The sequence below is a fragment of the Nesterenkonia ebinurensis genome (assembly GCF_008711175.1).
Taxonomy (GTDB): Bacteria; Actinomycetota; Actinomycetes; order Actinomycetales; family Micrococcaceae; genus Nesterenkonia; species Nesterenkonia ebinurensis.
The window spans coordinates 22,798-43,535 of sequence record NZ_VWNF01000049.1 but is presented as its reverse complement, the minus strand read 5'-3'; the positions used below and the strand labels follow the sequence as shown (position 1 = coordinate 43,535).

17 protein-coding genes are annotated in these 20,738 nt (G+C 65.3%); 3 read left to right on the top strand and 14 right to left on the bottom strand.

Going from position 1 to position 20,738, the window contains the following annotated elements:
• The first annotated feature begins 160 nt into the window (after positions 1-160).
• Positions 161-886, top strand: coding sequence for a transcriptional repressor LexA (gene lexA / locus F0311_RS16540; RefSeq protein ID WP_150463058.1), 726 nt, complete (start codon positions 161-163; stop codon positions 884-886).
• 179 nt (positions 887-1,065) lie between these two features.
• Here lexA and F0311_RS16535 read toward each other — a convergent pair whose 3' ends face one another.
• Entirely contained in the window at positions 1,066-3,093 is a 2,028-nt protein-coding gene (locus F0311_RS16535) for an ATP-dependent DNA helicase (protein ID WP_191089996.1), read from the bottom strand.
• A 108-nt stretch (positions 3,094-3,201) separates the two neighbouring features.
• Positions 3,202-4,794, bottom strand: a complete 1,593-nt coding sequence (gene hflX, locus F0311_RS16530; protein ID WP_223881439.1) for a GTPase HflX — start codon at positions 4,792-4,794, stop codon at positions 3,202-3,204.
• Between the two features lie 215 nt (positions 4,795-5,009).
• On the opposite strand from hflX, the gene F0311_RS18620 reads away from it, so the two are divergent.
• On the top strand, positions 5,010-5,741 hold the full coding sequence (locus F0311_RS18620) for a class I SAM-dependent methyltransferase (protein ID WP_223881438.1): 732 nt from the start codon (positions 5,010-5,012) through the stop codon (positions 5,739-5,741).
• Positions 5,738-7,207, top strand: a complete 1,470-nt coding sequence (locus F0311_RS16520; protein ID WP_150463056.1) for a folylpolyglutamate synthase/dihydrofolate synthase family protein — start codon at positions 5,738-5,740, stop codon at positions 7,205-7,207. The genes F0311_RS18620 and F0311_RS16520 overlap by 4 nt, the downstream gene beginning before the upstream one ends.
• 248 nt (positions 7,208-7,455) lie before the next feature.
• On the opposite strand, the gene dapF is transcribed toward F0311_RS16520, so the two are convergent.
• The 12 genes from dapF to F0311_RS16460 form a co-directional block, all read right to left on the bottom strand.
• Positions 7,456-8,439, bottom strand: coding sequence for a diaminopimelate epimerase (gene dapF / locus F0311_RS16515; protein ID WP_150463055.1), 984 nt, complete (start codon positions 8,437-8,439; stop codon positions 7,456-7,458).
• An 8-nt stretch (positions 8,440-8,447) separates the two neighbouring features.
• Entirely contained in the window at positions 8,448-9,386 is a 939-nt protein-coding gene (miaA, locus tag F0311_RS16510; protein WP_223881437.1) for a tRNA (adenosine(37)-N6)-dimethylallyltransferase MiaA, read from the bottom strand.
• Between the two features lies 1 nt (position 9,387).
• Positions 9,388-10,899 (bottom strand): tRNA (N6-isopentenyl adenosine(37)-C2)-methylthiotransferase MiaB, encoded by a 1,512-nt coding sequence (gene miaB / locus F0311_RS16505; protein ID WP_150463053.1) that lies wholly within the window; start codon positions 10,897-10,899, stop codon positions 9,388-9,390.
• Between the two features lie 57 nt (positions 10,900-10,956).
• Positions 10,957-11,592 (bottom strand): regulatory protein RecX, encoded by a 636-nt coding sequence (locus tag F0311_RS16500; protein ID WP_150463052.1) that lies wholly within the window; start codon positions 11,590-11,592, stop codon positions 10,957-10,959.
• A gap of 119 nt (positions 11,593-11,711) precedes the next feature.
• Complete coding sequence (recA, locus tag F0311_RS16495) at positions 11,712-12,746, bottom strand: recombinase RecA (protein ID WP_150463051.1); 1,035 nt, start codon at positions 12,744-12,746, stop codon at positions 11,712-11,714.
• A gap of 194 nt (positions 12,747-12,940) precedes the next feature.
• On the bottom strand, positions 12,941-13,159 hold the full coding sequence (locus tag F0311_RS16490; protein ID WP_150463050.1) for a DUF3046 domain-containing protein: 219 nt from the start codon (positions 13,157-13,159) through the stop codon (positions 12,941-12,943).
• 9 nt (positions 13,160-13,168) lie between these two features.
• On the bottom strand, positions 13,169-13,681 hold the full coding sequence (locus F0311_RS16485; protein ID WP_150463049.1) for a MarR family winged helix-turn-helix transcriptional regulator: 513 nt from the start codon (positions 13,679-13,681) through the stop codon (positions 13,169-13,171).
• 186 nt (positions 13,682-13,867) lie between these two features.
• On the bottom strand, positions 13,868-14,269 hold the full coding sequence (locus tag F0311_RS16480; RefSeq protein ID WP_150463048.1) for a helix-turn-helix domain-containing protein: 402 nt from the start codon (positions 14,267-14,269) through the stop codon (positions 13,868-13,870).
• 88 nt (positions 14,270-14,357) lie between these two features.
• Complete coding sequence (locus F0311_RS16475; protein ID WP_191089995.1) at positions 14,358-14,963, bottom strand: CinA family protein; 606 nt, start codon at positions 14,961-14,963, stop codon at positions 14,358-14,360.
• A complete protein-coding gene (gene pgsA, locus F0311_RS16470; protein ID WP_150463047.1) occupies positions 14,960-15,577 on the bottom strand; it encodes a CDP-diacylglycerol--glycerol-3-phosphate 3-phosphatidyltransferase in 618 nt (205 codons plus the stop codon). Before pgsA ends, F0311_RS16475 begins: the two co-directional genes overlap by 4 nt.
• A 153-nt stretch (positions 15,578-15,730) precedes the next feature.
• On the bottom strand, positions 15,731-18,823 hold the full coding sequence (locus tag F0311_RS16465) for an FtsK/SpoIIIE family DNA translocase (RefSeq protein WP_150463046.1): 3,093 nt from the start codon (positions 18,821-18,823) through the stop codon (positions 15,731-15,733).
• Positions 18,824-19,045: 222 nt separating this feature from the next.
• Complete coding sequence (locus F0311_RS16460) at positions 19,046-20,728, bottom strand: ribonuclease J (protein ID WP_150463045.1); 1,683 nt, start codon at positions 20,726-20,728, stop codon at positions 19,046-19,048.
• Positions 20,729-20,738: the final 10 nt, after the last annotated feature.

Genomic DNA, 20,738 nt, shown 5'->3' with positions numbered 1-20,738 from the left:
CCACGACACTCGCACATTTCTATGGAACTCGTGTTCGGTTTCGAGTATCATGGGCACTGAGTTCGAAAGTGACATCGGCGGTCTCAACCTCTACCGGCGACGTCGCTGACCATCCCATCAGGAGGGTCGGAGATGCTCCCGATCCGGTTAGGAGAGAACCATGGTTGGCTACAGAGGCCCCAGCCGGGCCGAACGCCGGGCTCTGACCCCGCGGCAGCGCCGAATCGTAGAGATGATCCAGGAGTCCCTGGCAGAGCGGAAATACCCACCGTCCATGCGTGAGATCGGTGATGCAGTGGGGCTGAAGTCACTGTCCTCAGTCACCCACCAGCTCTCCCGCTTACAGGAGCGCGGCTATATCCGCCGGGACCCGGGTAAGCCGCGGGCCATGGAAGTCATCCGGGATCCTGAGGGCAATCTTTTGATACCTGAGGAGCCGGAGCAGCCTGCTGAGCAGAGCGAAGACTCCACCGTGGTGGACCTCAGCAGCTACCGCGCTGAGACAGACTCCAGGACTGCCGATGTGCCGGTGGTGGGCCGGATTGCCGCCGGAGGTCCTATATTGGCAGAGCAGCAGGTGGAGGATGTGATGCCACTGCCTCGCCAGCTGACCGGTGAAGGTGAGCTGTTCATGCTGCAGGTGCGCGGTGATTCGATGATTGATGCCGGGATCTTCGAGGACGACTGGGTGGTAGTGCGCCGCCAGCAGGACGCAGACAACGGGGACATCGTGGCCGCCCTGCTGGAGGATGAGGCTACCGTCAAGGTGCTCAAGCGCCGCGACGGCCACCAGTGGCTGCTGCCGCAGAACACCCAATACGAGCCCATACTCGGCGACCACGCCACCATCATGGGGAAGGTCGTCACTGTCCTGCGCTCTTTATGAGTGACCCCGTGGGCGCGCCTCACTGCTTTCCGGTCGGTCGCGGTACCTTACGGCTTGTGCCGTTCCCCCCCTGACATGGCCCGCACAAACACACTACGTTTGCACGGGTCCCCAATGTCAGGGGCCCTCCCCATCCCTTGCGAGGCACCACACACAATGCCGTGATTTGCGAGGGGTTATTAGGCGTTTCGGAGGCGGGTGAGGGCCTGTTTGACGAACTCGCCGTCGGTGGTGGGCCAGAGATCAGGCATTGACCTGCGCAGGAAGCTGCCGTAGCGGGCCGTAGCGATCCGGGAGTCCAGGATCGCGAGCACCCCTTTGTCCTGGGTGCTGCGGATCAGTCGCCCAGCTCCCTGGCTCAGCCGGACGGCGGCATGGGTGGCTGCCACCTGCATGAACCCATTTCCTCCAGCCTTGGCAATCTCCTGGCTGCGGGCGTTGTTCAGCGGATCATCGGGGCGGGGAAAGGGAATCCGGTCGATGGTCACCATCCGGCAGGCCCGGCCTGGCACGTCCACTCCCTGCCAGAGACTCATCGTGCCGAACAGGCAGGTGGCCTCATCCTCGGAGAACTCCCGCACCAAGGCTGACATGGTGGCATCCCCCTGGCAGAGGATCGGCACATCGAGCCGTTCGCGGAGTTCCTCCGCGGCGTCCTCTGCGGCCCGGCGTGAGGAGAACAGCCCCAGGGTGGCTCCGCCGGAGGCCTCGATCAGCTGCGCCAGTTCGGTGTGCTGGGCCTCCTTGGTCTTCAGAGAGGGGGCTGGCAGATGGCTGGCCGCATAGAGAATGCCTTGGCTGCGGTAGTTGAAGGGGGTGCCCACATCGATCGCATCGTATTCAGGGGCTTCCTCCCCGAGCAGTCCCAGTGATCCGGCTACCGGATCGAAACTGTCCCCGATGGTCAGGGTCGCAGAGGTCAGCACCACAGTGCGACTGCCGAAGAGCCCATCGCGCAGACGGCCAGCCACAGTGGTCGGCGCTACGTAGAGCATGGGCGGCTCGCTGGGATCTGCCTGCTGGTAGCCCTTACCCGGTACAAAGCTGCCCGGCCGGTCCACCCACACCACATCAGGAGTCTGGGGGCTGCCCAGGATCCTTTCTGCGACGTCGTACACTGCCTGAAGACGGGCCCGGGCGGTGGTGCGGCCGGCATCTGCCTCTGATTCGTCCTTCCGGCCCTGCTCAGAGTCGGAGAGCAGTGTGCGGGCCGCATTGCGCACCGACTCCACGGCGTTTGTCTGCTGGGGGTTCAGCCCACGGGCCAGTAGCCCGTCCTCCGCACCGCTGAAGGCCGCCTCCAATGCTTTGGCCGCGTTCTGGATGCCCTGCACCTCTAGAGCTGTGTACTTGCGCATGGAACTGGCTGCCGCCAGGATCATCTGTGCGGAGAGCTGGGCGGTGACCGCTGAGGTGACCCGGTCAGCCAGCTCATGAGCCTCATCAATGATCACGGCATCATGCTCTGGGAGCACCTCGAGTCCCTCGAAGGCGTCGATGGCCAGCATCGCATGGTTGGTGATCACTAGGTCTGCCTCTTTGGCCTCCTGCCGAGCCAGTTCGGAGAAGCATTCCTCAAACATGGAGCATCTGCGGCCCAGGCAGTCCACGGCGTTGACCGAGACCTGCCGCCAAGCTTTGTCGGTGACTCCGGTAGTGAGGTCGTCGCGATCGCCGGTGTCTGTCTCTTCGGCCCATTCGCGCAGCATGATCACCTCTTTGCCCAGTTTCGAGGTGGGCTCGTAGGTGGTCACTCCCCCGGTGGGTTCCACTGCTGCGGCGAAGAGAACCTCCTGATCGTGATCCTCCTCCGGAAAGCCGCCGGCGAGTTTCTGTTTGCACAGATAGTTGGACCGGCCTTTGACCAGTGCGATCTTAGCCTTCCGGGGCAGCTGCTGCTCAATGCTGTCCAGCAGCCTGGGCAGGTCCCGGCCCATGATCTGGGCCTGCAGGGCCAGGGTTGCGGTGGAGACCAGCACCGGCCGCCCGGTGGTCACCGCATGGTGGACGGCAGGAACCAAATAGGCCAAGGACTTGCCGGTGCCGGTGCCGGCCTGGGCCAGCAGGTGCTTACCGGTGCTCAGCGCATCGCCGACCCGCCGCGCCATCTCCTCCTGCCCGGGCCTGCGGGTCCCGCCGAAGGAGTCCACCGCCGTGTCGAGAAGTCGTTCAGCCAGCTTCCCGGCAAAGGCAGCAGTCTCACTCATCCGCCTCATTCTACGACCCTGCGGTTCTGTGCGGAGTGCACCGCTAGGGAGGCGGTATCAGGACATATCGTCACTGAGCCGAGCGACGCGAAGTGCCCGCACAGGGCCTCAGACTTGATAACCTTCCAACTCGGGGGCGAGCGCCGGGCGGACTTTCACGCTGAGCCGGGTGCCAGTCTCCTGGTAGTCGGTGTGCAGGATCTCGGCGTCCTCGGCATGTAAGCGGGAGACGATCTCACCGTGCTCATAGGGCACCAGCAGCTCCAGCTTGACATTGGGCCGCGGGATGGAGTCGCTGATCAGCTCCTTGAGCTCAGCAATCCCCTGCCCGGTACGGGCCGAGACCACCGCGGTATGCGGCTCGCGGCGCCGGATCCGGTCGATGACATGATCTGAAGCGGCGTCGGCCTTGTTCAGCACGATGATCTCATCGACCTGGTGGGCGTCCACATCGGCCAGTACCTTGCGGACTGCCGCGATCTGGCTCTCCGGCTCCGGGTGGGAGGCGTCCACTACATGAAGGATCAGATCGGCATCTGCCACCTCCTCCAAGGTGGAGCGGAAGGCCTCCACCAGTTGGGTAGGCAGCTGCCGGACGAAGCCCACCGTGTCGGAGAGGGTATAGCCGATCCCATCCGGGGTGACTGCTTTACGGGTGGTGGGGTCCAGGGTGGCGAAAAGGGCATTCTCCACCAGCACACCTGCATCGGTGAGCCGGTTGAGCAGGCTGGACTTACCAGCGTTGGTGTAGCCGGCAATGGCTACTGAGGGCACAGCGTTGCGTTTGCGGTTGGCCCGCTTGGTCTCACGGGACGGTTTCATGCCGGCGATCTCTTTGCGCAGTTTGGCCATCCGCTGGTTGATGCGGCGGCGGTCCAGCTCAATTTTGGTCTCACCGGGTCCACGGGAGCCCATTCCGGCTCCGGCGCCGCCCACTTGACCGCCGGCCTGGCGGGACATGGACTCACCCCAGCCGCGCAGCCGCGGCAGTAGGTATTCCAGCTGGGCTAGCTCCACCTGGGCCTTGCCCTCGCGGGATTTGGCGTGCTGGGCGAAGATGTCCAGGATCAGTCCGGTGCGGTCGATCACTTTGACCTTGACGATGTCCTCTAGGCCGCGGCGCTGGGAGGGCGCAAGCTCGGAGTCCACCACCACGGTGTCAGCGCCGAGCTCGGCCACCGCCTCTTTGATCTCTGCGGCCTTGCCTGAGCCGAAGAAGGTCCCCGGATCAGGAGTGGCGCGGCGCTGGATGAAGCCGTCGAGCACGGTGGAGCCTGCGGTTTCAGCCAGGGCTGCCAGCTCTCGCAGGGAGTATTCGGCCTCGGCCACGGATCCGCCGCTCCACAGCCCGGCCAGCACCACGCGCTCCAGACGCAGCTGCCGGTACTCGACCTCGGTGACGTCCTCCAGCTCAGTGGACAGCCCCTCCACCCGGCGCAGGCTGCGGCGTTCGAAGAGGTCGTACTGGTCGCCGTCGTGGTCGGTGTGAGCCTCAGACTCAGCGAGCTCCCGGGCCCGGTCTGCCAGGATCCGGCGGCGACGTTGGGCCTCCTCGGCTGTTTCCTCGGTGGCGAACTCGGGGTCTGCCACGATCTGCGCCGCCTCCGCATAGTCTCCGGCTGCCTCACCGGCAGCCAGGATGCGGGCGATGGTCTCGTCGATGGTGGATGAGGTTTCTGGAGTGTTCTTCTGTTCAGTCATGAATTCCTTGCCCGCTGATCATATGAGGTGAGGCTGGCGGCGTCGTAGGCCGCCTGGGTCCAGGTGCTGCGGGGCTTGTGTAGATTCTGGATTCTGGCAGGCTCAACCGTCAACGCCTCATGGGCGTGCGGGAGCGGGTGTGTACGGTTCAGGCCGCTGCGCGGGGCCGTGCGTACTGCAAAGGGCGAATCCACATGGGTACTAGTCTAACAAGGGTGAACAGTTCGCACTATTTCAGCTCTCCGGAGGGTCCGTTCAAGCGGCACAGGATTCAGGTGGAGCTTGCCGGCCGTCAGGCGGAGGTGGTCACTTCCGCAGGTATTTTCTCCCCTGACGGGGTGGATAAGGGCACCCAGGTGCTGCTGCGTGAGGTTCCGGACCCGTCACCCTCAGGACATCTGCTGGACATCGGCTGCGGCTGGGGACCGGTGGCGCTGACCATGGCTATGCTCTCCCCTGAGGCGACGGTCTGGGCGGTGGATATCAACGAGCGGGCTCGCACGCTCTGTGCGGAGAACGCCGCAGCCCTGGGCCTGGAGAATGTGCGGGTCTGCGCTCCGGATGAGATGCCGGGCGGGCACCGGTTCGCCACCATCTGGTCGAATCCGCCGATCCGGATCGGCAAACCCGCACTGCATGAGCTGCTGGAACTCTGGCTGCCGCGCTTGGAAGAGGCTCCACCTTCTGAGCCGGGCTCGGCCGAGGCGCTGGCAAGGGAAGCGAAGGAAGCCGGACCGAGAGGCCCCGTGACTGAGCAGAGCGCCGTCCAGCATCCAGCGGAGGGTGGCTCGGCCTGGTTGGTGGTTCAGAAGAACCTGGGGGCGGACTCCCTGCTGACCTGGCTCAAGTCGATGCTGGCGGTGGTGGGCGATGATTTCGCCGCTGAGCGTGCTGCCAGTTCCAAGGGGTTCCGGATTCTGCGCGTGTCCCGCGGCTCGATCATATGACTCATCACCACACCCGCTTGGCCGCACTGCCCACTGAGCAGTTGGAGGAACATGTGGTTTTCGCCGAGTGGCGGGCGCTGCGCGGGGTCTCTGCACGGTCGCTGGGGCGCACCCGGGCACTGATGGATGTCCTCGGCTATGATCCGCAGGCCGCCCCGCACCGGACCATCGGGGTGGTGGGGTCCAAGGGCAAGGGGACTGCGTGTGCCTATGCTTCAGCGGCGCTGGCTGGTCTGGGCCACCGGGTGGGCACCGTGATGAGCCCGGGGGTGCTCTCCAACGCGGACCGGATCCGGATGGACGGGCTGGTGCTCGAGAGCCAAGTACGACGACGCCTGCTGCTGCGGATTGCCCAGGGGCAGGCACAGCTGCCACCGGCAACCGCTGAGACCGGCTATCTTGCTCCCACCGGGCTGTTCCTGCTGATGGGGTTCCTGGCGGCAGCGGAGGCCGGCTGTGAGGTGCTGGTAGCAGAGGCCGGGATCGGCGGAGCCTCGGACGATCTTTCGCAATGGTCCTTGGACGCTGTGGTGGTCACCGGGATCTTCGCTGAGCATCTGGACCTGCTGGGGCCCACTGTGGCGAATATCGCCCGGAACAAGGCCGCAGTGATCACTACACGGACACAGCTGGCGGTCTGCTGCCCGCAGACCCCGGAAGTAGCGGAGGTTATTGCCCAGCGCTGTGCTGAGACCGGCACTGAGCTGGCTCATGCAAATCACGACGCCGGGGTGCTCATCCCACATCTGCCGGAGGGATTTCAGCGCCAGAATGCGGCGGCAGGAATCACCGCTGCGCTGAGACTTTCAAGGAGTAAGAATGCCGCCGCTGAACAACCAGCTCCCGCTACGTCTCACCTCGGAGCTGAGAAATGGCAAAATTGCGACGTTGCGGGAGCAGAACTGCCCCCGCATCCAGATCTGACTCCCCCAATGTCTCATAACATGGCCGACTTGAGTCCTCCTCTTGCTCACCGAGTGCAGACTGTCCTCGCCTCGGTGAGGTATCCGGGGCGGCTGTCGGTGCATGAGGTGCCTGACGCCGCCTCGAGGAGTCGATGTGCGGTGGACTCTGCGGTCTCAGGGGCAGGACTGCGGGTCGCGCTGGACTTTGCGGACCAGCAGCTGAACCATGTGGACCAGGTGCTGGTGTGCCTGCCCCCGGGGAAGGATCTGGCTGGGTTTATCGCAGAGCTGGAAGGCTTCCCGGGGCAGAAGGTGTTCGTGGAGCTGCCCGGGGCCTATACCGGAACCCCGGACCGTTCAGAGTGGCCGACCGGCCCGGGCTGGGGTTGGCTGCGCCTAGCCGATCTGGGCGCCGGAGGGGTGCATGAGGCGGAGGGCTCGGATGACCTGTTGGACCTGCTGAGGCGTGGCGATTCGCTGGCCGTGGGCACCGTGCTGTTCACCTCTTTGGTGCTGCGCAGCCTTCGCGCCGATGCCGAAGCGCTGTTCACGCTGCTCTGAAAAACCCGAGCCCTGGGCGCGCAGCACCCGGTGATAAGCACTCGAGGTGCTAAGGTCGGCGCCGCTGCAGCCGGCCCAGGCGGACCCTGATGTTGGGAGCCTTGCAAACGCGATGCGGTTGTGCGGGCCACATCAGGGGGCGAGCGGGCGACCCGAATGTAAGCCGCGTGAAGACCCGAGTTACTCGAAGCTTCCGAGACGATTGAGGGTTGGAGCCCCGTAGGTGCGACGCGTTCGCACCGCCTGGACTAGCAGAGTTCCCCGGAGTAGACCAAGGTGGCGGGTCCGGCCAGGGTGACATCTTCAGCGCCGTCGCTGCGGGGGGTGAAGGTCACGGTGACCTCTCCCCCGGGCACGGTGACCTTCCACGTATCCACCGCGTCAGCTCCGACCCAGACCCGTACCGCTGCGGCAGCCGCACAGGTTCCGGTACCGCAGGAGAGCGTCTCGCCAACGCCGCGTTCGTGCACCCGCATCCGCACCCGGCCGACGCCGCCCTCCACCAGGGGCTCTGCCGGCACCACGAACTCCACATTAGTGCCCTGTGGCGGCACTGGCTCCACCTTGGGTACGGCGTGCAGATCCAGCCGCTCCAGAGTCTGGTCATCAGGCAGCGCCACCACGGTGTGTGGGTTTCCCATCGAGATGCTCAGACCCGGTCGCGGGTCGGTCAGTCCTGCGGCTTGGACCAGTGAGTCGGAGGAGGACTCGGCCGCCATCTGCGGGTCGATGAAGGACCAGAGGCCCATGCCAACCGAGTACCCCTCGGGAACCTTCTGCACGGTGCGCAGCCCAGCGCGGGTGAGCACCGGCAAGCTGTCTGACTCACTGAGCCGGGCAAGTCCCTCATGGATGAGGAAGTGGGCGAAGGCACGCACTCCGTTGCCGCACATCTCAGCCACGGAGCCGTCGCCGTTGCGGTAGTCCATGAACCAGACCGGCGCCTGGTCTGTACTGGTGAGCTCAGCGTGGGAGAGTGCAGCGACGGCCGATTGAGCCGAGTGCGAACTCGTGCTGGCACGTTGCTCTCCGAGACGATTGAAGGCAGTGAGCGCAGCGACCCCGTCCTCGGTACGGTGAGCCGGCACAGCCCGGATCAGCCCGTCGGCTCCTACACCTGAGTGCCGGTCGCAGAGTTGGGCCACCTGTGCTGGGGGCAGGTCAAGGTGTCCGGCGGCGTCGCTGATCATCACGAAGTCGTTGCCGGTGGCCTGGGCTTTGGTGAACTGCATAGGAACATTCAACCAGTACGCGCGGTGATTGCTTCCATCGCCTTGTCGGTGAGGTCCTCTGCCGGGGCATCCAACCAGGTGATGCGGGCATCAGCGCGAAACCAGGTCTCCTGGCGGCGGGCGAACTTCCGGGTGGCGATGATGGTCTCTTCCACCGCCTGGTCTTCAGAGAGCGCGCCGTCGAGCACACGGAGGAACTGCTGGTATCCGATGGCTGCCGGTGCGGTGCGGCCCCGTCGCAGTCCGGCGGCTTCAAGCTGGCGGACTTCCGTCAGCAGTCCCGCTGCCTGCATGTGCTGTACGCGCTGTTCGATCCGGCGGTGCAGGAGGCTGCGCTCCACCCGCAGGCCCAGCTGGATGACCGGCTCCGCACTAGGTTCGTAGCGCCGCTGAGGCATATAGGAGGTGAAGGTCCGCCCGGTGAGCCGGATGACCTCCAGGGCGCGGACCAGCCGACGGTCGTCCTTGATCACGGCGGCGGACTCGGGGTCGGCGGTGCGCAGCTCCTCGCGCAGGGCCGCTGTGCCCTCGGCGGCAAGCTCGGATTCGATCTGCTCGCGCAGCCGCGGGTCAGTGGGCGGGAACTCGATCACATCGGTGACTGCACGCAGGTAGAGCCCGGAGCCGCCTACCAGGATGGGGGTGCTGCATCGCTCCCGGGTTGTGGCGATCTGCTGGCGGGCCAGCTGCTGGTACTGAGCTGCAGAGGCTTCCTCGGTGACATCGAGGATGTCGAAGAGACGGTGGGGTACACCCTGCCGCTCCTCCGGGGTGGCCTTGGCGGTGCCGATGTCCATGCCGCGGTAGAGCTGCATGGAGTCGGCGTTGATGATTTCTCCGGGGGTTCCGCGCTCTGCCAGCCGCTGGGCCAGCTCAATGCTCAGACCGGTCTTGCCGGAGGCGGTGGGCCCCAACAGAACGATCAGCGGGGTTACCTGAGCAGCCACCTCAGGGACCAATGCGGGGCATGCCCAGGGAGACGGTGCCTGGTGTGGTTCCGCTGACCTGGGTGATGCCGACGCCGCAGGAGTCTGCCTGCCAGCGATCCCAGGCATCGCCGGCCCGGGAGCGACGTACCTGGAAGTCTGCGGCTGAGGGGTCGGAGAGCAGGTGGAAGCTGCCGGCTGCGGTGATCGGCACGGTGACAAAGTCCCCGGGGCGCGGGGCATCGGCCTCGGTAGGTACGCTGAAGTGCACCAGCCGGTTATCCGGTGCTCTGCCGGACAGTCTGCCGGTGACCGCGGCTTTGGGTCCGGAGTCGGCGGTGACCAACAGCTCCTGGGTGCTTCCGACCAGCTTGGCGTTCTCCTCGGCGGTGATGCGATCTTGCAGGGCAACCAGGCGTTCGAAGCGTTCCTGAACCACCGCTTTGGGGATTTGGTCTGCCATCTCGGCCGCTGGGGTGCCGGGCCGCTTGGAGTACTGGAAGGTGAAGGCGGATGAGAACCGGGAGGCTTCCACCACGCGCATGGTGTCTTCGAAGTCCTCCTCCGTCTCGCCGGGGAATCCGACGATGATATCTGTGGTGACTGCCGCCTGCGGCATCCGATCACGGACCTTCTCCAGGATGCTGAGGAATTTCTTGCCCCGGTAGGAGCGGCGCATGGCTTTGAGGATCCGGTCTGAGCCGGACTGCAGGGGCATATGCAGCTGTGGCATCACGTTGGGGGTTTCGGCCATGGCGTCGATGACGTCCTCGGTGAAGCTGGCCGGATGCGGTGAGGTGAACCGGACCCGTTCCAGGCCCTGGATCTTTCCGCAGGCGCGCAGCAGTTTGGCGAATGCCTGGCGGTCGCCGAACTCCACTCCGTAGGTATTGACGTTCTGGCCCAGCAGGGTGACCTCCACAGCGCCGTCGTCCACCAGGGCTTGGACCTCGGCGAGGATCTCACCGGGGCGGCGGTCCTTCTCCTTGCCGCGCAGGGAAGGAACGATGCAGAAGGTGCAGGTGTTGTTGCAGCCTACTGAGATGGACACCCAGCCGGAGTGCACCGATTCGCGCTTGGTGGGCAGGGTGGAGGGGAAGGTTTCCAGGGCCTCGAGGATCTCGATGCTGGCTGATTGGTTGTGTCGTGAGCGTTCCAGCAGGGTGGGCAGGGATCCGATGTTGTGGGTGCCGAAGACCACATCTACCCAGGGTGCTTTTTCCAGGACAGTATTCTGGTCCTTCTGAGCCAGGCAGCCGCCTACCGCGATCTGCATCCCATAGGCTTCTTTGACCGGTTTGAGCTGACCGAGATTGCCGTAGAGCCGGTTGTCTGCGTTCTCCCGGACGGCGCAGGTGTTGAAGACCATCAGGTCTGGGGTGGTGCCCTCCTCGGCTTTGGCGTATCCGGCCTCCTCCAGCAGTCCGGAGATCCGCTCGGAGTCGTGCACGTTCATCTGGCAGCCGAATGTGCGCACCTCGTAGGTGCGTTCGGCTTCAGCAGTGTTGGTGCGTTCCAGGAGTGCTTCAGTCATCCCTGTGATTCTACCGAGTCTGCGGCGCTCGTCCCGAAACAGCTGGTTCAGACCAGCTCAAGCCGCCCGACGGTCGAGCTGTTCCCGGACCAGCTGGAAGGCAGCTGAGGGGCTGTGCCCGCGGCGGCCGAGCATATTCACCAGTCGCCGGGTGATCTTCTCACGTTCTTTGCGGTCCTCTGCACCATTGCCCACTGGGACGACGACCCCGCGCAGCTTCCCTTCGATCAGCTCCCGTGCCGCAGTGTGCTCATCTTCGGCGCTCAGCTGCCCCAGGGCGGCCTCGATGTGCTCGGCGGCAATCCCTTTGTCCTGCAGCTCGCGGCGCAGGGCGGCAGCACCGAGCCCTTTGAGCTCGTGCCGGGTGCGCACCCAGGTGCGGGCAAGGGCGGCGTCGTCGATGAGCTGGACCTCTTCCATCCGGTCCAGCACCTGGGCGATGACTTCCTCGCTGAACTCCTTCGCCTCCAGCACCTGGGCCAGCTGGTGCCGGGACTTGGCCGATCCGGTCAGCTTGCGCAGCACCACAGCCCGAGCCTTGGCGTACTCATCACCATCCAGCGCGTCACCGTGCCCACCCCGGGACTCACCGGCTGCGGACTCCGGTGCCTGATCAAACAGATCCGAGCTCAGCTCTCCGGCCTGATATCGGGCAAGAGTCTCCTTCAGCGCCGCAATCTTCTGATCACTCATCACTTCTCCCTACTGCAAGAGCATGGTGGACTGTGGTGTGCTGGGCAAAGGAGCCGCGGAAGCGGGACCGGGGAGCCCCGTGACCGGCGCGAGTGCGGATCCCGTGCCGCAGGCCGCTGTCACACTGCCCGAAGGTCTGGGCTCTCTTCATCCGCGGAGTGGATGATGCCAAGCTTCTGTTTGATACGGAGCTCAATCTCATCGGCCAGGTCCGGGTTGTCCTTGAGGAACTGGCGGGCCTTCTCCTTGCCCTGGCCCAGCTGGTCGCCGTCGTAGGTGAACCAGGCGCCGGACTTCTTGACCAGGCCGTTCTCCACTCCCACATCGATCAGTCCGCCCTCACGGGAGATTCCCACGCCGTAGAGGATGTCGAACTCAGCCTGCTTGAAGGGCGGGGCCATTTTGTTCTTCACGATCTTGGCCCGGGTGCGGTTGCCCACGGCGTTGACGCCTTCCTTGAGCGTCTCGATCCGGCGCACATCCACGCGCACGGAGGCGTAGAACTTCAGCGCTTTACCGCCGGAGGTGGTCTCCGGGGAGCCGAAGAACACCCCGACCTTCTCACGCAGCTGGTTGATGAAGATGGCAGTGGTGTTGGACTGGGCGAGCCGGCCGGTGATCTTGCGCAGCGCCTGGGACATCAGCCGAGCCTGCAGGCCCACATGGCTGTCGCCCATCTCGCCCTCGATCTCAGCCCGCGGCACCAGGGCGGCCACGGAGTCGATGACCACAATGTCCAGGGAGCCGGAGGAGACCAGCATGTCCATGATCTCCAGGGCCTGCTCACCGGTGTCCGGCTGGGAGACTAGCAGCTCATCCGTGTTGACTCCGAGCCTCTCAGCGTAAGCGGGATCCAGGGCGTGCTCGGCGTCGATGAACGCGGCGATTCCCCCGTTCTTCTGGGCATTGGCCACTGCATGCAGGGCCACGGTGGTCTTACCCGAGGATTCTGGGCCGTAGATCTCCACCACACGGCCGCGCGGGAAGCCTCCGATGCCCAAGGCTGCGTCCATGGCGATGGATGAGGTAGGGATGGCTTCGATGGGGGCGCGGGTCTCATCGCCCAGGCGCATCACTGAGCCCTTGCCGTACTGCTTGTCGATCTGGGCCAGTGCTGCCTCGAGGGCCTTCTGTCGGTCTGGGCTGTTCGCCATGCTTCACCTCTCGATGAGTAGTTCTTATTCCTGACATGATCGAGACTAGGGGCAGCCCCCGACATGCCGTTTGTCGGATAGTGGATCTGTGCAGAGCGCGGCGCGTCTTCCAGCACCGATCCAGTCTGGGGAAAACTCTACGCGCCATCGAACAGATATTCGAGCAACACGCCGGGTGAGGGCGAATATCGCACCTACTGCTTCGGCGGCACGTCCTTGCCCAGCCGCCGCGACTCGGGCACGTCCTGCTGTTCACAGATCGCCTCCCACACGTGGCGGGCGGGGACTCCGGCGGCCAGCGCCTGCTTGGCGGTGAGCTGCAGGGAGGAGATCACCAGCTGATCGGCCAGCACATAGGCGTAGCGCTCACCGAACTCGCCCTCCATCAGTGCCCAGAATCGGGATTCGCGCATCGTGGCCAATCAGGCGGCTTTGGGGTCCGCGGAGACAGCGGCGGGTGATCGGGCACCTGCGCCCGGTCCGTCGTCGTACTCTGCATAGGTCTGGTTGAGTTTGGCCACCAGCCCGGAGAGCGTCATGATCTCCTCCTCGCTCCAGACTTCCAGCATGTGCAGGTAGCGCTCGGAGCGTTGCTTCTGAGCGGCGTCGAGCCGGGATTTGCCCTGTTCGGTCAGCGAGATCACCAGGGCGCGGCCGTCGGCCGGGTCTGCCTTCTTGGTGATGAATCCGCGTTCGGCCAGAGTGGTCAGCTGCCGGGACAGGGTGGGTTTGCCGACACCCAGGTGCTTGGAGATATCTGTCATCCGCTGGGCGCCTTCACGCTGCAGGGTGAACAGGATGGAATAGGCGGCCGGCTCGATCTCCGGGTCAATGGTGCGGGCCAGCTGGATCGCATTGTGCCGCCGGCGCAGGAACAGGCGGTGCAGCTCCTGCTGGAGCTCCTTGACGTGAGCGCGGCGATCCTCGGAAACCATGCAGGCCAGTTTAGCCGGAAACCCGATTGAGCCTCGGCAGGCCCCGGCTTGTACGAAGTCTGCCGAGATCCGGCTGAGCCGAGCGAGATGCAGCGCGCGCAGCGCAGTCACCGAGGCGACTGAAGATTGCCCGCGGTGCGGGCAGCCGACTAAGGGTGGCGCACTTCAGCGCGCTACTGGCAGAACTCAGCGCAGGAGCTCGAGTTCCTCTGTATTGAACTCCTGCTGCATCTCGGTGGGCACGGTGTCGGGCACCTGGAGGCCCTCGGCGGCGGCGATTCGCTCAGCGACCTGGAAGAGCATCACGGCCAGCGGCACGTTCAGGGCGGTGCAGATGCTGGCCAGCAGCTCGGAGGAGGCTTCCTTCTGCCCGCGCTCCACCTCGGAGAGGTAGCCCAGGGAGACCCGGGCGTCGTGGGAGACATCGCGCAGAGTGCGGCCCTCGGACTGACGGATGCTGCGCAGCACATCGCCGATCTCCTGGCGCAGCACCACACCTTTGACCTCGCGGGCCTCTGTGGGCATGCCTGCGGCCCCGGTATCCTTCCACCGGGTGACTCCGTTGATAGTGACTGGCTGACGGACCATGAGATTCTCCCTCGCGTGTACTACTTTCGACTAGACCAACCTGCTGTACCACTAATTTGTTCCCTACTGTAGCCGAATGTGGCCGAATCTAGGGAGCTTCCGGCAGCCCCGCAGGCTCTGTGTGAAGAAGATCGCGCACCAGCTTCAGCGCAGCCTCCACGCTGGCTTGACGGATGCTGGCCCGGTCACCGTCCAGCTGCAGCAGCCGAAATCCGGCCAATCCCCGGTCGGTCGCATAGCCGGTACAGTACTCCGGGAGGCTGAGCCGGTAACGGCCGACGACGCCGTCGGCAGCGCTGATGCCCACATACACCGTTCCCACCGGCTTGCCCTGGTGAGGTTCGGGGCCGGCCACTCCGGTAGTGGAGATGCCCAGCTCGGCGTGGCAGGAGGCTGCTGCGCCGAGGGCCATCTGGGCGGCAACATCGCCGTCCACCGCGCCACGGGCTTCAAGCAACTGGGCATCTACCCCCAGGGTTTCCTGCTTGACCTCGTTGCAGTAGGCCACCACTCCGCCGAGCAGGGCCACCGAGGCCCCGGGCACATCGGCGATCCGGGCGGCCAGGGCCCCTGCGGTCAGTGATTCGGCGGTGGCGATGCTCAGCCCGCGGTGGGCCATCCGCTGGATGAGCTCCACGGGGTCGGTGGCTGCCTCCGCCTGCTCCGCAACCTCTTCAGCGTCTTCGGCTCTCATGCGTTGCCCCGTGCGGCCCGGCGGATGCGCATCGCTTGAACGATGTAGTCCAGGCCGGTGATCACGGTGACCACCAGCGCGACGATCATGATCCACAGGGCGGCGGTGGCCAGCCACTCGGCAAAGGCTGCCAACGGCAGCAGCATCAGGAACAGTCCGGCGGCCTGCAGCGCGGTCTTCCATTTGCCGCCGCGGGAGGCGGGCATCACCTGAGTGCGGATCATCCACATGCGAAGGACTGTGATGCCGAGTTCGCGGACCAGGATCACGATGGTCACCCACCACCAGAGCTCGCCGAGCACCGAGAGCATGACCAGTGCAGCCCCGACCAGAAATTTGTCGGCAATCGGGTCAGCGATCTTGCCGAAGTCGGTGACCAGGTTGCGGGATCGGGCCAGGTCGCCGTCGATTTTGTCGGTGACCATCGCGGCGGTGAAGACCCCGGCTGCAGCCCAGCGCCAACCGCCGTGCTGAGCCTCCCAGGGAGAAAGGCCGGAACCGGCGGGGACGGCGTCCAGCAGCAGGAAGACCACCATCACCGGCACCAGCGCAATGCGCAGCATGGTGAGCACATTGGCGATGTTCAGCAGCGGTGCCTGCGGGTTCGCGTTCATTCCAGTCAGAGTACTACTCGTGGAACCTGGCGACGACTTCGTACTCGTCACTGCAGCTTCACTTTTCAGGCACTTATTGGAATTTCGGCCTCCCATGGAGTGCCGATCATCCAATAACCCCCTGACATCGCATTGAGGAAGGGGCGGGCCACCTCAGGGACGGCCGGTCAGCTGCCAGGCGTCCTCGGAGTCGGTGGGATTATCTGCGCCGTCGTGGTACTCGGCGGCCTCGGTGAGGTCACGGGTGCGCTCGGCCATGTCCCGGGCAATCAGGTCAGCAGCCCAGTCGTTCTCAGCAGCAGACCCCGACGCCGCCTGCCCACTTGCCGGCTCCGGCTCCCCACTGTCTTCACGCTCGAAGGCCGGCACTGCCGAAGTCGGCCGAGAGGTGAACGGGGTTTCCTGACCTGGCCCGCCCGGCTGCCCGGTCTCAGCGTCTTCAGGCGCGAAGTCCGGCGCCGCTGCAGCCGGACGAGAGGCGGGCGGGGTTTCCCCGCCGCCGGGACCAACACTGACGGACTCGGCAGACTCCACCTCGGCAGCCCCGTCGAAGGGCTGCGGGGCCTCATCCTCTGAGCCTTCGCCCTTGATGGCGGCCAGCACCTCGCCCAGCTGCTCCGGGGCCACGAGCACGTCACGGGCCTTGGAGCCCTCGGAGGGCCCCACCACCCCGCGGGACTCCATGAGGTCCATGATGCGACCGGCCTTGGCGAAGCCCATCTTCAGCTTGCGCTGCAGCATGGAGGTGGAGCCGAACTGGGTGGTGACCACCAGCTCGGTGGCCGCCAGCAGCAGGTCCAGGTCTTCGCCGATGTCCTCGTCGATCTCGCGCTTCTTGGGCTCCATGGCCTTCACCGCATCCTCGCGGTACTGGGCCTTCAGCTGCGACTTCACGTGCGCCACCACGGCCTCGACCTCGACCTCGTTGACCCAGGCGCCCTGCACGCGCATCGGCTTGGACTGGCCCATGGGGAGGAACAGCGCATCACCCTGGCCCAGCAGCTTCTCGGCGCCCACGGAGTCCAGCACCACGCGGGAATCGGTGGCGGAGGATGTGGCGAACGCCATCCGGGAGGGCACATTGGCCTTGATCAGACCGGTGACCACGTTCACCGAAGGTCGCTGGGTGGCCAGCACCAGGTGGATGCCGGCGGCACGGGCCAGCTGGGTGATCCGCACGATCGAGTCCTCCACATCGCGTGGGGCCACCATCATCAGGTCGGCGAGCTCATCGACGATCACCAGCAGATAGGGGTAGGGGCGCAGCACGCGCTGGGAATCCGGAGGCAGGGTGATCTTCCCGGCCCGGACCGCGGCGTTGAACTCGTCGATCTTCTTGTAGCCGAAGTGGGCAAGATCGTCGTACCGGTTGTCCATCTCCTTGCAGACCCACTCCAGGGCCTCAGCGGCCTTCTTGGGATCGGTGATGATGGGGGTGACCAGGTGCGGGATGCCCTCAAAAGCGGTGAGCTCCACGCGCTTGGGGTCCACCATGACCATCCGGACCTCGTCCGGAGTGGCACGCATCAGCACCGAGGTGATCATTGAATTGATGAACGCGGATTTACCGGCACCGGTGGCACCGGCCACCAGCAGGTGCGGCATCTTGGCCAGGTTGGCCACCACGAAGCCGCCTTCGACGTCCTTGCCCACGCCCATCACCATGGGGTGATCGAGCTTTCGGGCAGCGTTGGAGCGCAGCACATCGCCCAGGGCCACGGCCTCTTTGTCTCGGTTGGGGATCTCGATGCCGATGGCTGATTTGCCCGGGATCGGGGACAGGATGCGCACCTCGTTGGAGGCCACCGCATAGGCGATGTTCTTCTCCAGGGAGGTGACCTTCTCCACTTTGGTGCCCGGGGCCAGCTCGATCTCATAGCGGGTCACGGTGGGCCCGCGGGAGAAACCGGTAACCTCTGCATCGACCTTGAACTGGCCGAAGGTGGCGTCGAGTGCAGCCACGATGTCCGCATTGGCCTCGGAGTTCTGCTTGGGCGGCGGTCCGGCCGGCAGCAGGGACTGCTCGGGCAGGGTGTAGGTGACGTCCCCGGAGAGCTCCAGCTGCTCGCTGCGCACCGGGAGGTCGGTGGCAGGTGCCGGGGCTTCCGGCTTGGCAGTGTTCTTAGGCGACGACGCCGCCAGAGCACCTTGGCTGCTGGGCTCGGTGAGGCCTGCCGCGCGCTTGGCGGCAGCCACCTCCTGCTCATGCTTGGTGGGACGCTTCTGTCCGGGTTTGAGTTTGGGAGTGGCCTCGTTGCTGGGCTCCACATGCACCGAGGAGTCGTAGGCCGCATCGGCACCGAAACTCTCGGTCGGCGCGGTGACCGCCGGCGTATCGGCGTCGTCCTGGGCGGCGGCGTCCGCGGTCAGTTTGGCGAAGAAGCTGGGCCGCTCAGACTTGGCGGCCTTCTTAGGCTTCTTGGGGCGCGGAGCCTTCTCGGCGGCGTCGTAATCCACCTGCTGGGCCGCACCTCCGGAAGGCGCCTGGTCGAGGTCTGGGCGCTCACCGGGTTCGCCGATGATGTAGTTCCGCGCCACGGCCAGGCGGGCGGGGATGCGGCGGACCGGGGTGTCGGTGAGCACCAGCAGGCCCAGCACCAGCACCACCGAAAGCAGCGCCCAGACCGGGTAGCTGGTGATCAGCGAGGCGATCGGGGCCACCACCAGGTAGCCCAGAATGCCTCCTGAGTCGATCATATGGTGGAAGCCACCATCCTCAGTCTGGGCGAAGATCTGGTTGATGGTGGGGGTTCCGGCGGCCAAATGGGCCAGGCCGGCGGAGGCGGCGAGCACGATGGACAGCCCGATGGTCACCCGGCCATTGGCCTCATGCTGCTGAGGCGTGCGGAAGTAGCGCACCGCGGTGATGAACAGCGCCAGCGGCAGCAGCACTGAGGCCCAGCCGAAGGTGCCGGCGGTAACCCGGTGCACCACGTCGGAGACCCAGTGGTCCCAGTGGTGGGCGCCCCACCAGTCGACCACTGCGGTCAGGGCGGCCAGCAGGAAGAAGACCAAGCCTGCGCCGTCGCGCCGGTCATCGGGGTGGATGGTGATCTGGCGGCCGATGCTGCGCACCGCTCCGCCCACCGGGGTGGCCAGGGCAAGCCAGAGGCCGCGGGCTGCGGTGAACAGCAGATTGCCGCGTTCAGGCTCGGAGGCCTTCTTCTTCGACGTCGTCGCGCGGGGCTTGGCGGATGAAGTGTTCTTCTTTCCGGCCGACCGCGAGGGGGAAGTACGTGTCGCCATACCCCCAACTTAGCGGTGAACGGCGCAGGAGCCCAGCATCACGCGCCGAACCGCCCTTATCCGCGCCTCACTTCACCACCCCACCTGCGCCCTAAAACCCCGCCCACTTCCGCTGAGTGCGTGATTTGTGCAGTACATTGACGCTTCAGGGTCCCAAAGTGCTGCACAAATCATGCACTCAAAGCAGGGCGCGGCGAGCAGACGGACCAGGTATGTGCGCGGTCAGGTCTCGACCACGACCGGGACGATCATGGGTTTGCGGCGCAGCTTGCGGTTGACCCAGGAACCGATGGTGCGGCGCACGATCTGCTGGAGCTGATGGGTGGTGTGCTCCTTGTTGTCCTGGATGGCCTCGGTGAGCGCCTTGGCAATCTTGGGCTTGACGTTCTTGAACACCTCGTCCTCCTCGGCCACACCGCGGGCGTGGATGTCAGGGCCGGAGATGATGGTGCCGGTCTGCCGGTTGACCACGGTGACCACGGAGATGAACCCCTCTTCGCCCAGTACTCGGCGGTCCTTGAGCTCGGAGTCGGTGATCTCGCCCACCGAGGAGCCGTCCACGTACACGTAGCCGGCCTCAATCTGGCCGACCACCCGGGCCAGCCCATCGCGCATATCCACCACGGATCCGTCCTCACAGAGCAGCACCCGCTCGGGGTCAACGCCGGTGGCCTCGGCCAGCTTTCCGTTGGCGATCAGGTGCCGGTGCTCGCCGTGGACGGGCATCGCGTTGCGCGGAGAGAGGATGTTGTAGGAGTACAGCAGCTCCCCGGCGGAAGCGTGCCCGGAGACATGCACCTTGGCGTTGTCCTTGTGCACCACATCGGCCCCGAGCTTCATCAGCCCGTTAATCACCCGGTAGACCCCGGTCTCATTGCCTGGAATCAACGACGACGCCAGGATCACTGTGTCGCCCTGACCCACCTGGATCTGGTGGTCGCCGTTGGCCATCCGGGACAGCGCGGCCATCGGCTCACCCTGGGAGCCGGTGGACATCAGCACCACCTTGTGGTCTGGCAGGGAATCGACTTTCTTGAGGTCGATGAGGATGTTCTCTGGGATGTCCAGATAGCCCAGCTGCTTGGCGATGGACATATTGCGCACCATGGACCGGCCCACGAAGGCCACTTTGCGTCCATGCGCGGCGGCGGCGTGCAGCACCTGCTGGACCCGGTGGATGTGGCTGGCGAAGCTGGCCACGATCACCCGGCGCTGGGCCTTGGAGATCACCTGGTCGATGGTGGGCCCAATTTCCTTCTCCGGGGTGGTGAAGCCTGGGATGTGGGCGTTGGTGGAATCGGAGAGGTAGATGTCCACACCCTCCTCGCCGAGCTTGGCGAAATGGCGCAGGTCCGTGATCCGCCCGTCCAGGGGCAGCTGGTCCATCTTGAAGTCACCGGTGTGCAGCACGGAGCCGGCCTCGGTGCGGATGAACACGGCCAGAGAGTCCGGGATGGAGTGGTTGACGGCCACGAACTCGCATTCGAACTGGCCCAGTCGCTCCACATCACCCTCTTTGACGGTGAGGGTGTAGGCGTTGAGCCGGTGCTCGGCCAGCTTGGCCTCCACCAGGGCCAGGGTCAGCTTGGACCCGATGATCGGGATGTCCTCCTTCCGCCGCAACAGGTAGGGCACCGCGCCGATGTGGTCCTCATGGCCGTGGGTGAGCACCAGGCCCACCACGTCCTCGAGCCGGTCCTCGATGTAGCTGAAGTCCGGCAGGATCAGGTCCACCCCGGGCTGCTCCTCCTCCGGGAAGAGCACCCCGCAGTCCACAATGAGCAACTTGCCATTGAGCTCGAAGACGGTCATGTTCCGGCCGATTTCGCCCAGGCCCCCGAGCGGGACGATCCGCAGGGTGCCGTTCTTCAGTTTGGGGGGTGTTTGCAGTTTTTCAGGTGTCACGCTGTGACAG

Coding starts and splice junctions, on each gene's coding strand:
- recA (WP_150463051.1), bottom strand. CDS start 12,746: ATGGCGAACAGCCCAGACCGACAGAAGGCCCTCGAGGCAGCACTGGCC.
- F0311_RS16520 (WP_150463056.1), top strand. CDS start 5,738: ATGACTCATCACCACACCCGCTTGGCCGCACTGCCCACTGAGCAGTTG.
- dapF (WP_150463055.1), bottom strand. CDS start 8,439: ATGCAGTTCACCAAAGCCCAGGCCACCGGCAACGACTTCGTGATGATC.
- F0311_RS16475 (WP_191089995.1), bottom strand. CDS start 14,963: ATGAGAGCCGAAGACGCTGAAGAGGTTGCGGAGCAGGCGGAGGCAGCC.
- F0311_RS16480 (WP_150463048.1), bottom strand. CDS start 14,269: ATGGTCCGTCAGCCAGTCACTATCAACGGAGTCACCCGGTGGAAGGAT.
- F0311_RS16535 (WP_191089996.1), bottom strand. CDS start 3,093: ATGAGTGAGACTGCTGCCTTTGCCGGGAAGCTGGCTGAACGACTTCTC.
- F0311_RS16465 (WP_150463046.1), bottom strand. CDS start 18,823: ATGGCGACACGTACTTCCCCCTCGCGGTCGGCCGGAAAGAAGAACACT.
- F0311_RS16500 (WP_150463052.1), bottom strand. CDS start 11,592: ATGAGTGATCAGAAGATTGCGGCGCTGAAGGAGACTCTTGCCCGATAT.
- F0311_RS16485 (WP_150463049.1), bottom strand. CDS start 13,681: ATGGTTTCCGAGGATCGCCGCGCTCACGTCAAGGAGCTCCAGCAGGAG.
- lexA (WP_150463058.1), top strand. CDS start 161: ATGGTTGGCTACAGAGGCCCCAGCCGGGCCGAACGCCGGGCTCTGACC.
- miaB (WP_150463053.1), bottom strand. CDS start 10,899: ATGACTGAAGCACTCCTGGAACGCACCAACACTGCTGAAGCCGAACGC.
- hflX (WP_223881439.1), bottom strand. CDS start 4,794: ATGACTGAACAGAAGAACACTCCAGAAACCTCATCCACCATCGACGAG.
- F0311_RS16490 (WP_150463050.1), bottom strand. CDS start 13,159: ATGCGCGAATCCCGATTCTGGGCACTGATGGAGGGCGAGTTCGGTGAG.
- pgsA (WP_150463047.1), bottom strand. CDS start 15,577: ATGAACGCGAACCCGCAGGCACCGCTGCTGAACATCGCCAATGTGCTC.